A 12898-nucleotide genomic window follows, 5' to 3' on the forward strand; every position below is an offset into this window, starting at 1 on the left:
CCACCGCAAGTTGAGTGGACCGGACTCAATAGTGCCACGATCCGCCCAGGCTGCAAAGTCGGACTTGAGTCACATCGACGCAACCCGGGTCGGGGCTTCCACCACCGCGAATCGCCCGGCCCGGGACGGCATCGACGGTGGTCGTACCGATCCGGACAGCCGGCCAGGAAACCGGCGGCCGGCCGGGCACCGGTCGGAGGGCAACAGTGCCGGTTGTCTGCGTTCGAGGGATCGGGCAGTCTTTACCCCGTGACGACCCACGGCGAACCGGCCACCGGCCTCGGCACGCCCGTGGTCGGCCCGGAAACCCCCGTCGCCGGCGCGGATCGCGACCAGGACGAGTCGGGCACGGCTGCCCCCGCCTCCGATCCGGACAACACCGCTGCCGTTGCCCCCGATCCCGACAGCACGGCTGCTCCCGTCCCGCATCCGGACAGCCGGCAACACACCGCCCGGGACGCCGGTCCGGCGGAGCACCATGCCCCGACCGGCGACGCCGGCTCCGACCTGCGCTGGGCGCTCACCCGGCTGCGGGCCGCGATCGACGTCACCGCGTACCCGCTGGCGCTGCCCGGCGCGGACGAGGCCCGCCAGCTCGGCTCGGCGCTGCGCGCGCAGCTCGCCGACTACCTGCTGCCCCGGCTCGCCCGGCTCGACGCCCCGCTGCTGGTGGTCGTCGGCGGCTCGACCGGCGCCGGCAAGTCGACCCTGGTCAACAGCCTGGTCCAGGCCCGGGTCAGCAGCGTCGGCGTGCTCCGGCCGACCACCCGTTCACCGGTACTCGTGTGCAGCCCGCTCGACTCGGCGTGGTTCCGCCAGGGCGAACTGCTGCCCGGACTGACCCGGACCACCACCCCCGGCGACCAGCCGGCCACCCTGCACCTGGTCACCGCGCCCGCGCTGCCGGCCGGGCTGGCCTTCCTGGACGCGCCGGACATCGACTCGGTGGTCGACGCCAACCGGGCGCTCGCGGTCCAGCTGCTCGCCGCCGCCGACCTGTGGCTCTTCGTCACCACCGCCGCCCGGTACGCCGACGCGGTGCCCTGGGAGCTGCTGCGCACCGCCCGGCTGCGCGGTACGGCGATCGCCCTGGTCCTCGACCGGGTGCCGCCGGCCGCCACCGACGAGGTGGCCGCGCACCTGACCGAGATGCTCGCCGAGCACCAGCTCGACGCCGCACCGCTGTTCGTCCTCCCGGAGACCGTCGTCGACGGGCAGGGACTGCTGCCGGGCCGGCTCACCGAACCGCTGCGTTCCTGGTTCGGTCGGCTCGCCGCCGACTCCGAGGCCCGCGCCGCGGTGATCCGGCAGACCCTGGACGGCGCCGTCGCCGCACTCGGCCCGGCCCTGGAGAACCTGGCCACCGCCGCCGATCAGCAGGCGAACGCCGCACAGGCGCTCGACGAGCGGGTCCGGGCCAGCTACCGGGGCGCCCGCCGGGGAGTCGAGGAGGCGCTGCGGGACGGCCGGCTGCTCCGCGGCGAGGTACTGGCCCGCTGGCAGGAGTACGTCGGCACCGGCGAACTCTTCCGCACCCTGGAGGCCCGGGTCGGCCAGCTCCGCGACCGGCTCGTCGCGGCGCTGACCGGTCGACCGGCCCCGAACGCCCAGCTGCACAGCGCGATCGAGTCGCAGCTCGTCACCCTGCTCCGGGAGTCCGCCGCCACCGCCGCCGAGCAGACCGCCGCGGCCTGGCAGACCCATCCGGCAGGTGCCGCCCTGCTCACCCCGGAACTCTCCCGGCCCGGCGAGGACCTGCCGGAGCGGGCCGAACGACTGGTCCGGGACTGGCAGCGCGGGGTACTCGAACTGGTCCGGGCCAGCGGCGGTGACAAGCGGTTCGTGGCGCGCAGCGCGGCGTACGCGGTGAACGCCACCGGGCTGGCGGTGATGATCGCGGTCTTCGCCTCCACCGCCTTCATCCCGACCGGGCTGGAGGTGGCGGCGGCCGGCGGCACCACTGTCGCCGCGCAGAAGGTACTGGAGGCGATCTTCGGCGACCAGGCCATCCGTAGCCTGGCCGGCCAGGCCCGGGCCGACCTGCTCGGCATGGTCGACCGGCTGTTCGACGAGGAGGCGGCCCGCTACCTGGCCCGCACCGCGGCGGCCGGGGTCGACGCCGGGCACGGCGACCAGCTCCGCGAGTCGGCCCGGACGGTCGAGGCAGCGCGCGCCGGCACCAGCGGAACGGAGACGGCCCGATGACCGACATCCTCGGCCGGGTCCGGGACTCGTTCCGCCCCGACCAGCGGGCCGACCCGGAACGGCTGGTCGAGCGGCTGCACGCGGTCAACCGGTTCCTCGGCGCCGTCGACGGCCACCTGCCCGACGACCGGCTGGTCGCCGGGCACACCCTTATCGAACGGGCCGGCACCCGGCTGGCCCTCTCCCTGGACCACACGGTGGTGGCGCTGGCCGGCGCCACCGGCAGCGGCAAGTCCAGCCTGTTCAACTCGCTGGCCCGGTTCGAGATGTCGCCGGTCGGGGTACGCCGGCCGACCACCGGGGTCACCCACGCCTGCGTCTGGGGGCCACTGGACGGCGCGGCACGGCTGCTCGACTGGGTCGGCGTACTGCCCCGGCACCGGTTCGTCCGGGAGAGCGCGCTGGACGGTGCCGACGAGGCGGCGCTACACGGGCTGGTCCTGCTCGACCTGCCCGACTTCGACTCCGTGGAGTGGTCGCACCGCTCCGAGGTGGACCGGCTGCTCGGCCTGGTCGACCTGGTCGTCTGGGTGGTGGACCCGCAGAAGTACGCCGACAAGGTGCTGCACCGCAGCTACCTGCGCGAGTTCCACCGGCACCGGGACATCACCGTGGTGGCGCTCAACCAGGCCGACCGGCTGGCACCGCAGGAGCTGCCCCGGGTCCTCGCCGACCTGCGCCGGCTGGTCGACGCCGACGGGCTCGACGGGGTGCCGGTGCTCGCCACCTCGGCACTGAGCGACGACGGCACGTCACCGCTGCGAGCCGCCCTGGAGCAGGCGGTCGCGCAGCGGCAGGCCGCCCTGCGCCGGCTCTCCGGCGACGTCGACTCGGTCGTCGACGGGTTCGCCGAGCTGGTCGACGCCCGGTTCGACGCCAGGCGGGTCGACGACGACGTGGACCGGCCGACGATCCGCCGGCTGATCGACGCGCTGGCCGGCGCGGCCGGTGTACCGGCGGTGGCGGAGGCGACCGAGCAGGCGTACCGGCACCGGGCGGTCGCGGCGACCGGCTGGCCACTGGCCCGGGGCCTGCGCCGGCTCCGCCCCGACCCGCTGCGCCGGCTGCACCTGGCCGAGACACCGGCCGGGCCGGAGCGCCCGGCCCAACCCGGCGGGCTGCTCGGCCTCGAACTCCGGCCGGTGCCGGCGACCTCGGTACCCGAGCCGACCGCGGCCCAGCGCTCCGCCGTCGGGCTCGCCGTCCGGGCGGTCGCCGACCGGGCCGGTACGACCCTGCCGGGTCCCTGGCCGGCGGCGGTGTCCGCGGCGGCCCGGTCCCGACAGGCCGACCTGCCGGACGCGCTCGACCGGGCGGTCGCCGGCACCGACCTGGGCATGGCCCGCCGGCCGGTCTGGTGGCGGCTGGTCAACGCCGTGCAGTGGCTGGTGACCGTCACCGCCGCCGTCGGGCTGGGCTGGCTGCTCCTGGGCTACGCGGTACGCGCCCTCGGGCTGCCCGAGCTGGACTATCCGATGGTCGGGGTGGCGCCGCTGCCGACCGTGCTGCTGCTCGGCGGACTGCTCGGCGGAGCACTGCTCTCGCTGCTGGTCAAGCCGGTGATCAGGTGGGCGGCCCGGCGGGCCCGCTGGCGGGCCGAGGGGCGGTTGCACGACGCGGTCGCCGAGGTGGCCCGGGGGTACGTGGTGGCCCCGGTCCGCGAGGTGCTGCGGGCGTACGCCGAGGCGCGTGCTGCGCTGACCGTCGCCGCCGGGCGTCGATGACCGACCCGGCCGCCGCCCCGGACCCGGCACGGACCGGCCCGGAGCCGACGCGCACTGCCCCGGACCCGGCGCGCAGCGGCGACCGGTGGCGGGAGGTGCTGGTCCGGGGCGGGTTGCTGCTGCTCGGCGTACTGCACCTGAGCTGGGGGGTGCCGGCCGTGCTTGTGCCGCGTTGGTTCTTCGACAGCTTCCCCGGCTTCGGCCTGGCCTGGACGGCCGGCTACCCGCCGTACAACGCGCACCTGATGACCGATGTCGGGGCGGCGTTCCTGACCCTTGGCGTACTGCTGCTGGCCGCCGCCTGGCTCGACGACCGCCGGGTCACCGCCGTGGTGATCACCGGTCTGCTTGTCTTCAGCACCGTGCACCTGCTCTTCCACCTGGTGCAGGTCGGCACGTTGAGCAGCGCCGACCTGCTGGCCAGCCGGGGGACGCTGCTGCTCGGCGTACTCGTTCCCGGCGCGCTGGTCGTGCTGGACCGGCGGCGGCGGGCGTAGGGTCGGTCCATGGCCTCGCCCCGGACCCCCTTCGAAGCCGTACTCCATGCCGCCCGCGACGTGACGAAGCTCGACTGCGCGCTCGACGCCGAGATGCTCGGCACCGCACTGCTGGGCAGCGTCTACGCGATCGCCGAGGAGGATCGCCGCAGCGCCGTCCGGCACTTCGTCGGCGACTTCCTCTCCGCGACGTCCCGCCGCCGCACCGCGGCGGCCACCACGATCCGGACCGTCTTCGCCGCCCTGGTGCCGGACGCCGACGGCGCCGCCTCGGTCAAGCCGGGCGCGCAGGCGCCCTCCTGGTCGGGCCAGCTCGGCAAGGTACGCCTGACCGGCAGCTACGCCTACGGCGACGTGTACGGCGACCAGACCTCCTACCTGGCCACCTTCGCCTACGACGACAGCACCTCCGGCGGTCCGGAACACGCGGTGGTGGCCCTGGTCGACCACAACATCGGGATCACCAAGGACGTCTTCGTCGGCGGCCCCGCCGAACGGATCCTCGGCCAGGTCCGCCAGATGTGTGCCGACGACGCGCTCACCTGGTTCCGTGCGGAGGATCCGGCCCGGCTGCGCGGCGAGGTGGCCCGGCACCTGGACATCACCGACGAGCTGAGCGACCTGCCGGACGAGGGCTCGCTGGCCACCGACCGGGCTCTGGTCGGTGCCCGGCTGGCGCTGCTGCCCGCACCCGCACCGACCGCCCTCGTCGGTGCCGGGCCGGAACCGCTCTCCAGCGCCGAGCGGGACCGGCTGGTCAGGTCCTTCCTCGGCTCGCCCGAGGCGGCCCGGTTCGGCCTGCCCGAGGTGCCGGAGGCGGATCTCGCCTCGCTGCACTTCTGCCTCAGCCTGGTACTCGACCACGCGGCGACCTTCTCCGACCCGGACCCGCTGCGCTGGAGCCCGGCGGTGGCCGGCCTGTTCCTGCTCGACTGGGTGCACCGGCGGGCGGTACTCGACATGGACGACGCGGCGATGCTGCCCCGGGTGGTCCGGAGCTGGGCGGCGTACGCCAGCCGGCTGCGGGGGCTGCCGGCCGAGGCGGCGACCCAGACCGACACCTCGGTCGAGGAGATGGTGCCGGAGTTCGTCCGGCTCTACACCACCGGGGAGCGGCGCAGCCCGGCGACGGCGGCGGTGGCCCAGCTCATCGCCGACGGCGTCGACCCGAACGACGCGGCGGCGCTGGACGCCTGGATCGAGGCGAACCGGCAGCGCCTGGACGACGACCCCGCGTAGCCACCGCTCGCTCGACGACGACCCGCGTAGCGAGCGGCGGGCCGCTCGACAAGCAGGCCGCTCGACGGCGACCTCTGTCAGGCGCTTGTCGGCGCCACGCCGGTCAGCTCTCGCCGGTCGGCTGGCCCAGCAACCTGGCCCGGCGGGCGATGAGCGCCGGCAGGTCCACCCGGACCGGCCACGGGTGCGCGGTCGCGAACGGCTCGGTGGTGTAGTGCGTGACGAATCGGTATTTCCGGCTGCCCGGGTCGAGCACCAGCTCGGCGAGGGAGATGGTCGGCTTCTCCTCCTCCGGCACCACGATCCAGTACGCCGGAACGCCGGCCCGGGCGTAGAGCGCCCGCTTGGTCTCGGTGTCCCGCAGCGCCGAGGTCGGCGACACCACCTCGACCACCAGCAGCGCGTCGGCGATCGGGAACGGGGTACACCGCAGGTGCTCCGCCCGGGTCACCACCACGTCCGGCCGGGGCTCGTTGTGCGCGTCGACAGTCGTCGACTGGTCGGTGCCGACCGCGTATTCCTCGGACGGACATGAGTCCTCCAGGATGTTGGCGATCCATCGGGCGATGGTGTTGTGGTCGATCGTGGCCGAGGGGGACACGATGAGGCTCCCGTCAATCAGCTCGTAGCGCCGGCCGTCATCGGGCAGGGCGTGCAGGTCTGCCGTGGTGTAGCCGTGCGGGCCGGGCCGGTCGAGGGCGATCGGGGCGGCGCTCATCGGAGAACCTCCGGGATCGGTCGGGGAAGCCACGAGGTCAAGGCTACGGGTGGGACGTTCACGGGCGCCACGGTAACGGAGAGCACCGACAGCTTCACGTAACGGCGACGGGGCGGCGCGAGTGCGCCGCCCCGTCGTTCTCGTACCGGATGGATCAGATCTCGTCCTCGTGGTGGTCGTCGTGCAGACCGCCGCCGCCACCGGCCGGCGCGGTGGTGCCGCGGGTCGGTCCGGTAAGCGGGGTGCCGAGGCTGCGGGTGTCGTAGGCGTACGTGATGATCGCGTGCGCGACCGCGTCGGACATCTCGTCGATGGCCTTCATGCTGATGTTGTCGATGTCGTCGCACGCCTGGTGGTAGCAGGGGTCGTAGGACTCGCCGGCGGTGCCGCCGTAGACCCGCGCCTCCTCGGCCGTCTTGACCCCTTCGGCTCCGGTGAAGAGGCCGCCGGACGGGATGCCCACCCCGTCGGCGATGAACGGCCCGTAGTCACTGCGCCCGGAGAACGGCGTCTCGGCCGAGGCCAGCCGCTGCGACCGGAAGTAGTCGTGGAACAGCTTCTCGATCGCCCCCGAGCCGGGCGGGCCGGCCGCCGAGCCGGTGCCGGGCGGGAAGGCCGAGTTGTCGCCGTCGTAGACGAACCGGACGTAGTTCGGCGAGCCGACCATGTCGAAGTTCAGGTAGAGGGCGATCCTGTCCCGCTCGGCCTGCGGCAGGTTGGCGATGTAGTACGTCGAGCCGACCAGGTTGACCTCCTCGGCCCCCCAGAGCGCGAACCGGACCCTGTTCCTGGTCGGGAACCAGCGCAGCTGCTCGGCGATCTCCAGCAGCGCGGCGCTGCCGCTGCCGTTGTCGTTGATCCCCGGCCCCTCCGGCACGGAGTCGAGGTGCGCACCGGCCATCACCACGTTGCCCGGATCGCCCCAGCGGGACTCGGCGAAGACGTTCTCGGTGGTCGCCTGGCCCCGGAAGGTGTCGGTGAAGACCCGCAGGGTCAGACCCCCGGCGACCTGGCCGACCAGTTCCTGACCGAGCGCCTGCGAGACGCCGACGGCGGCGAAGTCCAGGGTGTACGCGTTGCCGAGGGTTCCGGAGAGGTCGCCGGCGACGTTGTTGTAGATGACCGCCGCCGAGGCGCCGGCCGCCGCCGCGGTAGTGGCCTTCTGACCGAACGGGCAGCCGCCCCGGCTGACCACGACGATGGTGCCGACGTTCGCCGGGCCGTAGTCACCCGGGTTGCAGCCCTGCGCGTCGCCGGTCGGCACGCTGGCCGGGGCGGTCACGTCGGCGCTGCCCGAGAAACTCATGATCCGATGTGGCAGGTCACCGGCGGGTGCCGAGACCCGTTCCAGTTCGGACGGGTTGTTGATCAGGAAGGTCTGGAAGTCGAACGACTGCCGCCACACCCGGTATCCGGCCTTCCGGAACACCTTCTCCGCGTAGTCGACCGACCTGTCGTATCCGGGTGCGCCGGAGGCGCGGTTGCCGTTGTTGCGGTCCGCGATCTTCTGCAACTCTTCGAGGTGCTGGTGTACGCCCTTGGCGGTGACCGCCTTGCGCAGCACCCAGGAGCCGAGGCTGCCGAGGGCGGAGCCGGAACTCGCCTGTGCCGGCGCCGGTGCGGCCGTCACCGCGAGTGTCGTGACGAGTGTGGTGGCGAGCAGACCACGGCTCCACCGATTGCTGGTGTGACCCACGCTGCCTCCCTGTCGGGTCACCGGGGTTACCGGTCTTATCGAGGGAGGTCAGCATAGCCACGCGTCACTGAGCCGGTGAATAGTCCGGACGAGTGCGCTTACCCGCCGGTAGTGCCGACACCGCAAGCCCACGAGACACGAGATCACGGCACCCCGACGCGGCGGGGCGGCGGGGATTTTCCCGGGGTGACCGATGGCCGGCGGGCGCGACCTGGGAGAGCAGGTCGGCCCGCCGGCACCGCCGGTGACCGGTCCGGCCCCCCGCCGGCCGATCAGGGCGGCGGCGCTGGCCCGAGGACCAGCGCCGCCGAAGGCCGTCGTTGCCGGTCGACGACCTCGTTCCGGTGGCTCGGTCCCGGTCGTGGAGGACGGGACCGAATCCTTTCTCGTCCTACTGACGATAAGCACTGTGGTAGCTTCTCGTCAAGGTGGTGATAATTCAGATGGCCGAATACCCGCCGTTCGCCGTGACCGTCGACCTGGTCGTCCTCACCGTACGGGCGGACGAGCTCTGCATCCTGCTGGTACGCCGGGGCGTGCCGCCCTACCAGGACCGCTGGGCCCTGCCCGGCGGGTTCGTCGGCTTCGACGAGGACCTGCCGGAGGCCGCCGCCCGGGAACTGACCGAGGAGACCGGGGTCCCCGAGCCGGTCGGCCACCTCGAACAGCTCGGCACGTACGGGTCGCCGAAGCGGGACCCCCGGGGCCGGGTGGTCACGGTGGCGTACCTGGCCCTGCTGCCGGACCTGCCGACGCCGGTGGCCGGGACCGACGCGGCGGCCGCGGACTGGCTCCCGGTGGACCGGGTCGCCGACGCCCGGCTCGCCTTCGACCACGACGTCATCCTGGCCGACGGACTGGAACGGGCCAGGGCGAAGCTGGAGTACACCCCACTGGCCACCGCGTTCTGCCCGGCGGAGTTCACCATCGCCCGGCTGCGCACGGTCTACGAGACCGTCTGGGACACCCGGTTGGACCCGCGCAACTTCCACCGCAAGGTCACCACCACGCCCGGTTTCGTCGAACCGGCCGGCCGGGTGACCGAGGGCGACCGGGGCCGGCCCGCCCAACTGTTCCGGCGCGGCCCGGCCGATCTGCTGCATCCGCCGATGCTCCGCCCGTCGATCGCCCGGAGCTGACCAGCCAACGGTGCCCGGGGTCCAGGACCGGCTCGCCATCCGCCGACCGGGCCGTGGCCAGGAGGCCGCCGGGCAGCTGGCCGACCATCGGCCCGGGGGACCCGGGTCGTGTCGCACGTTGCGGGTGCCGGGCAGCTGACCGACCATCGCCCCGGGCTCAGGACCGCGGGCCGCCGGGCGGCGTGCTGGGCACCGGCGCGGGGGTCGGGGCCGGGGTCGGCGGGATGCCGGCGGGCGGCTCGGTCGGTCCCGGGGCGACCGGCGGGGCGGGCGGCCCGGCCGAGGTCGTCGCATCCGGGACGGGCGCGGACGTGCTCGGTACCGGCGAGGGCTCGCCCGGTCCCGGCGACGGGGACGGTCGGTTCGGCGTCGGCGCGCCGGACGGCGAACCGGTGGGAGCGGCCGACGGCACAGCGGGCGGCTCGGCGCCCGGCGAGCCGGTTGGCGGGACCGAGGGGGTCGGCGACGGCGACGCCACCGGCGGCGGGGCGGGTGACTGGGTGGGCGGCGCCGGCAGGCCCGGCAGCGGCGTCCCCGGCGCGACCGGATCGTTCGGGTCCGGCGGGTCGGGCAGGGGTGGCGGCAGGCCGGGCTCGTTGCCGGACGGACCGGACCGGCCGGGCACGGCGTAGGGGGGTACCGGCAGCGGACGGCCGGTGCCCCGGAACCGGGCACCGGTACCGGCCGGTCCCGGTTCCACCACCGGCGGCACGGCCGGGTGGCGCGGCAGCACCTGCGGCGGTACGCCGGCCGGGGGCGGGACGAACGGGCTCACCTCGGCCGGGCGCATCCCGTCGGAGACCGTGGCCGAACCGCTGCCGATCGCCGCCAGGATCGGCAGCGAGGAGGTACCGGCCAGCAGGACGACCGTGAAGAGGTACCGGCGGGCCGGGCGGCCGAGCCCCTCCGCCCGGTGCACCCCGGTCACTCTCCGGTATCCGGCGTGCGCGCCACCGGATCGCCGGTGCCGGGCCGGCAGCACCGGAGCCGGGTGCTGGTAACCCTGGTCGAACACGGGGAACTCCTCGTCGTCGGCAGCGCGGGCCAGGCGGCGGCCGGAGGGGACGGACCGTCGTCGACAGTGATGTCGCCGCTACATACAGTGGCGGAGATGACCAGGTGTTGGCCAGCGTCACACAGCGTGTCAGAGGTCGAGTTTCGACCGATTCGATGTGCGTACCCGATCAAATCGGTTGATGTGGTGCGAAGCCGGCGGCGGTCCGGATCCGGCGGAGGGCGACCTGTGGCACTACCGGCCTGCTCTGCGAATATGGAGCCGACGGCAACGCGGCCGCGACCTTCGCGCACCCCCGCGGCAGGCAGGACGTGATTGCCGGCGCTCGGTGGACCAGGCTCGGCCAGAATCTGGTCCACGCCGCGTGACTACCCCTACCGGGGCCAGGCGCGGCAGCCACCCCCGGTCCGGCACCAGCCGGACGGGCGCACGAGCTGCGCGGTCGGGACACCCCCGGTGCCGACGCACGAACGACAGGGAGATAGGGATGGCGAAGGGCGATCCCGCGGGTACGGCCCGCGGCAGGCGAGCCACACCCCGGTCCGCACGGTCGGGCGGGAAGTCCCCGGCCACCGGTGACCTGGTGCAACTACTCACGCCCGAGGGCGACCGGATCGACAAGGTCACCTGGTCCGACGGTACGGAGTACAGCGTCGACTTCACCGACGAGGAATACCGCGGCCTCTACCGGGACCTGGTACTCGTCCGCCGGCTGGACGCCGAGGCGACCGCGTTGCAGCGGCAGGGCGAGCTGGGCATCTGGGCCAGCCTGCTCGGCCAGGAGGCGGCGCAGGTGGGCTCGGGCCGGGCGCTGCGACCGCAGGACATGGCCTTCCCGACCTACCGGGAGCACGGCGTGCTCTACTGCCGGGGCATCGACCCGATCATGCCGCTGGGCCTGTTCCGCGGCGTCGACCTGGGCGGCTGGGACCCGAACGAGTTCAAGTTCAACATGTACACGATCGTCATCGGTGCGCAGACCCTGCACGCCACCGGTTACGCCATGGGCGTGGCCATGGACGGCCGGACCGGCACCGACGACGGCGAGGCGGTGATCGCCTACTTCGGCGACGGCGCCTCCGCGCAGGGCGACGTGAACGAGGCGTTCATCTGGTCGGCCGTCTTCAACTCCCCGGTCGTCTTCTTCTGCCAGAACAACCAGTACGCCATCTCCGAGCCGCTGGAGCGGCAGACCCGGATCCCGCTCTACCAACGGGCGGCCGGCTTCGGCTTCCCCGGCGTACGGGTGGACGGCAACGACGTGCTGGCCACGTACGCGGTGACCCGGGCGGCGCTGGACAACGCGCGGCACGGTCAGGGCCCCACCCTGATCGAGGCGTACACCTACCGGATGGGCGCGCACACCACCACCGACGATCCGACCCGCTACCGGATCGCCAGCGAGGTCGAGGCGTGGCAGGCGAAGGACCCGATCAGCCGGGTCCGGGCATTCCTCACCAAGCAGGGCATCGCGGACGACACCTTCCTGGCCGAGGTGGAGGAGCAGGCCAAGCAGGAGGCGCTGCGGCTGCGCGAGCGGGTGCTGGAGATGCCCGACCCCGAGCCGCTGACCCTCTTCGACCACGTCTATCCGAACGGCTCGCCAGAGGTGGACGCGCAGCGCGAACAGACCGCCCGGTACCTGGACTCGTTCGAGGGGAGCGTGCACTGATGGCCACCGAGACCCTCACCCTGGGCAAGGCGATCAACCGCGGCCTGCGCCGCGCACTGGAGCACGACCCCAAGGTCGTCATCATGGGCGAGGACGTCGGCAAGCTCGGCGGCGTCTTCCGGATCACCGACGGCCTGCAGAAGGACTTCGGCGAGAACCGGGTGATCGACACCCCGCTCGCCGAGTCCGGCATCATCGGCACCGCGGTCGGGCTCTCCATCCGGGGGTACCGGCCGATCTGCGAGATCCAGTTCGACGGCTTCGTCTACCCGGCCTACGACCAGATCGTGTCGCAGGTGGCGAAGATGCACTACCGCTCGCAGGGCAAGGTCCGGGTGCCGATGGTCATCCGGATCCCGTTCGGCGGCGGCATCGGCGCGGTCGAGCACCACTCGGAGTCCCCGGAGGCGTACTTCGCGCACACCGCCGGGCTGAAGGTGGTGGCCTGCTCGTCGCCGCAGGACGCGTACACGATGATCCAGCAGGCGGTGGCCTCGGACGACCCGGTCGTCTTCCTGGAGCCGAAGCGGCGCTACCACGAGAAGGGGCCGGTGGAGCTGGACGCCCCGCTCGGCGACGCGTACCCGCTGCACGCCGCCCGGGTGGTCCGGCCCGGCCGGGACGCCACCCTGCTGGCGTACGGGCCGATGGTGCGTACCGCCCTGGAGGCGGCCACCGCGGCCGAGGAGGACGGCCGGGACCTGGAGGTGATCGACCTGCGTACCCTCTCCCCGCTGGACCTCGGCCCGGTCCACGAGTCGGTGAAGCGCACCGGGCGGTGCGTGGTGGTGCACGAGGCACCCGGCAACCTCGGCCTCGGCGCCGAGATCGCGGCCCGGATCACCGAGGAGTGCTTCTACTCCCTGGAGGCCCCGGTGCTGCGGGTGGCCGGCTTCGACACGCCCTATCCGGCCGCCCGGCTGGAGGAGGACTACCTGCCCAACCTCGACCGGGTGCTCGACGGCGTCGACCGCACCTTCGGGTGGTGAGCGG

At 73.6% G+C, this 12898-nt stretch carries 10 protein-coding genes; 7 read left to right on the top strand and 3 right to left on the bottom strand.

Features of this window, described 5'->3' with window-relative positions:
* Nucleotides 1–249: 249 nt before the first annotated feature.
* Genes ACN28A_RS12900 through ACN28A_RS12915 form a run of 4 tightly spaced genes read left to right on the top strand, consistent with a single transcriptional unit; the run spans nucleotide 250 to nucleotide 5665 of the window.
* Entirely contained in the window at nucleotides 250–2205 is a 1956-nt protein-coding gene (locus ACN28A_RS12900; RefSeq protein WP_421395290.1) for an ABC transporter, read from the top strand.
* Complete coding sequence (locus ACN28A_RS12905) at nucleotides 2202–3929, top strand: GTPase (RefSeq protein ID WP_421395292.1); 1728 nt, start codon at nucleotides 2202–2204, stop codon at nucleotides 3927–3929. The genes ACN28A_RS12900 and ACN28A_RS12905 overlap by 4 nt, the downstream gene beginning before the upstream one ends.
* Nucleotides 3926–4426 (top strand): hypothetical protein, encoded by a 501-nt coding sequence (locus ACN28A_RS12910; RefSeq protein ID WP_421395293.1) that lies wholly within the window; start codon nucleotides 3926–3928, stop codon nucleotides 4424–4426. Before ACN28A_RS12905 ends, ACN28A_RS12910 begins: the two co-directional genes overlap by 4 nt.
* A gap of 9 nt (nucleotides 4427–4435) precedes the next feature.
* Nucleotides 4436–5665 (top strand): hypothetical protein, encoded by a 1230-nt coding sequence (locus ACN28A_RS12915; protein ID WP_421395295.1) that lies wholly within the window; start codon nucleotides 4436–4438, stop codon nucleotides 5663–5665.
* A gap of 103 nt (nucleotides 5666–5768) precedes the next feature.
* Here the strand turns inward: ACN28A_RS12915 and ACN28A_RS12920 are convergent, their stop codons facing one another.
* Both ACN28A_RS12920 and ACN28A_RS12925 read right to left on the bottom strand, forming a co-directional pair.
* Complete coding sequence (locus ACN28A_RS12920) at nucleotides 5769–6383, bottom strand: Uma2 family endonuclease (protein ID WP_421395297.1); 615 nt, start codon at nucleotides 6381–6383, stop codon at nucleotides 5769–5771.
* A gap of 154 nt (nucleotides 6384–6537) precedes the next feature.
* Nucleotides 6538–8079 carry a M28 family metallopeptidase gene (locus ACN28A_RS12925; RefSeq protein WP_421395299.1) on the bottom strand — a complete coding sequence of 514 codons (1542 nt, stop codon included), beginning with the start codon at nucleotides 8077–8079 and terminating at the stop codon, nucleotides 6538–6540.
* A 443-nt stretch (nucleotides 8080–8522) separates the two neighbouring features.
* On the opposite strand from ACN28A_RS12925, the gene ACN28A_RS12930 reads away from it, so the two are divergent.
* Nucleotides 8523–9218, top strand: a complete 696-nt coding sequence (locus tag ACN28A_RS12930) for an NUDIX hydrolase (RefSeq protein ID WP_421395300.1) — start codon at nucleotides 8523–8525, stop codon at nucleotides 9216–9218.
* Nucleotides 9219–9375: 157 nt separating this feature from the next.
* Here the strand turns inward: ACN28A_RS12930 and ACN28A_RS12935 are convergent, their stop codons facing one another.
* On the bottom strand, nucleotides 9376–10233 hold the full coding sequence (locus tag ACN28A_RS12935) for a hypothetical protein (protein ID WP_421395301.1): 858 nt from the start codon (nucleotides 10231–10233) through the stop codon (nucleotides 9376–9378).
* Nucleotides 10234–10720: 487 nt separating this feature from the next.
* Between ACN28A_RS12935 and pdhA the strand changes: the two genes are divergently transcribed.
* Nucleotides 10721–11905 carry a pyruvate dehydrogenase (acetyl-transferring) E1 component subunit alpha gene (pdhA, locus tag ACN28A_RS12940; protein ID WP_421395303.1) on the top strand — a complete coding sequence of 395 codons (1185 nt, stop codon included), beginning with the start codon at nucleotides 10721–10723 and terminating at the stop codon, nucleotides 11903–11905.
* On the top strand, nucleotides 11905–12894 hold the full coding sequence (locus ACN28A_RS12945; RefSeq protein ID WP_421395305.1) for an alpha-ketoacid dehydrogenase subunit beta: 990 nt from the start codon (nucleotides 11905–11907) through the stop codon (nucleotides 12892–12894). Before pdhA ends, ACN28A_RS12945 begins: the two co-directional genes overlap by 1 nt.
* Nucleotides 12895–12898 lie beyond the last annotated feature (4 nt).

Source organism: Plantactinospora sp. WMMB782 (genome assembly GCF_049179135.1).
Taxonomy (GTDB): domain Bacteria; phylum Actinomycetota; class Actinomycetes; order Mycobacteriales; family Micromonosporaceae; genus Plantactinospora.

Excerpts from the sequence above, each read along its gene's own strand:
- ACN28A_RS12945 (WP_421395305.1), top strand. The coding sequence starts at position 11,905 with ATGGCCACCGAGACCCTCACCCTGGGCAAGGCGATCAACCGCGGCCTG.
- ACN28A_RS12920 (WP_421395297.1), bottom strand. The coding sequence starts at position 6,383 with ATGAGCGCCGCCCCGATCGCCCTCGACCGGCCCGGCCCGCACGGCTAC.
- ACN28A_RS12915 (WP_421395295.1), top strand. The coding sequence starts at position 4,436 with ATGGCCTCGCCCCGGACCCCCTTCGAAGCCGTACTCCATGCCGCCCGC.
- pdhA (WP_421395303.1), top strand. The coding sequence starts at position 10,721 with ATGGCGAAGGGCGATCCCGCGGGTACGGCCCGCGGCAGGCGAGCCACA.
- ACN28A_RS12910 (WP_421395293.1), top strand. The coding sequence starts at position 3,926 with ATGACCGACCCGGCCGCCGCCCCGGACCCGGCACGGACCGGCCCGGAG.
- ACN28A_RS12930 (WP_421395300.1), top strand. The coding sequence starts at position 8,523 with ATGGCCGAATACCCGCCGTTCGCCGTGACCGTCGACCTGGTCGTCCTC.
- ACN28A_RS12905 (WP_421395292.1), top strand. The coding sequence starts at position 2,202 with ATGACCGACATCCTCGGCCGGGTCCGGGACTCGTTCCGCCCCGACCAG.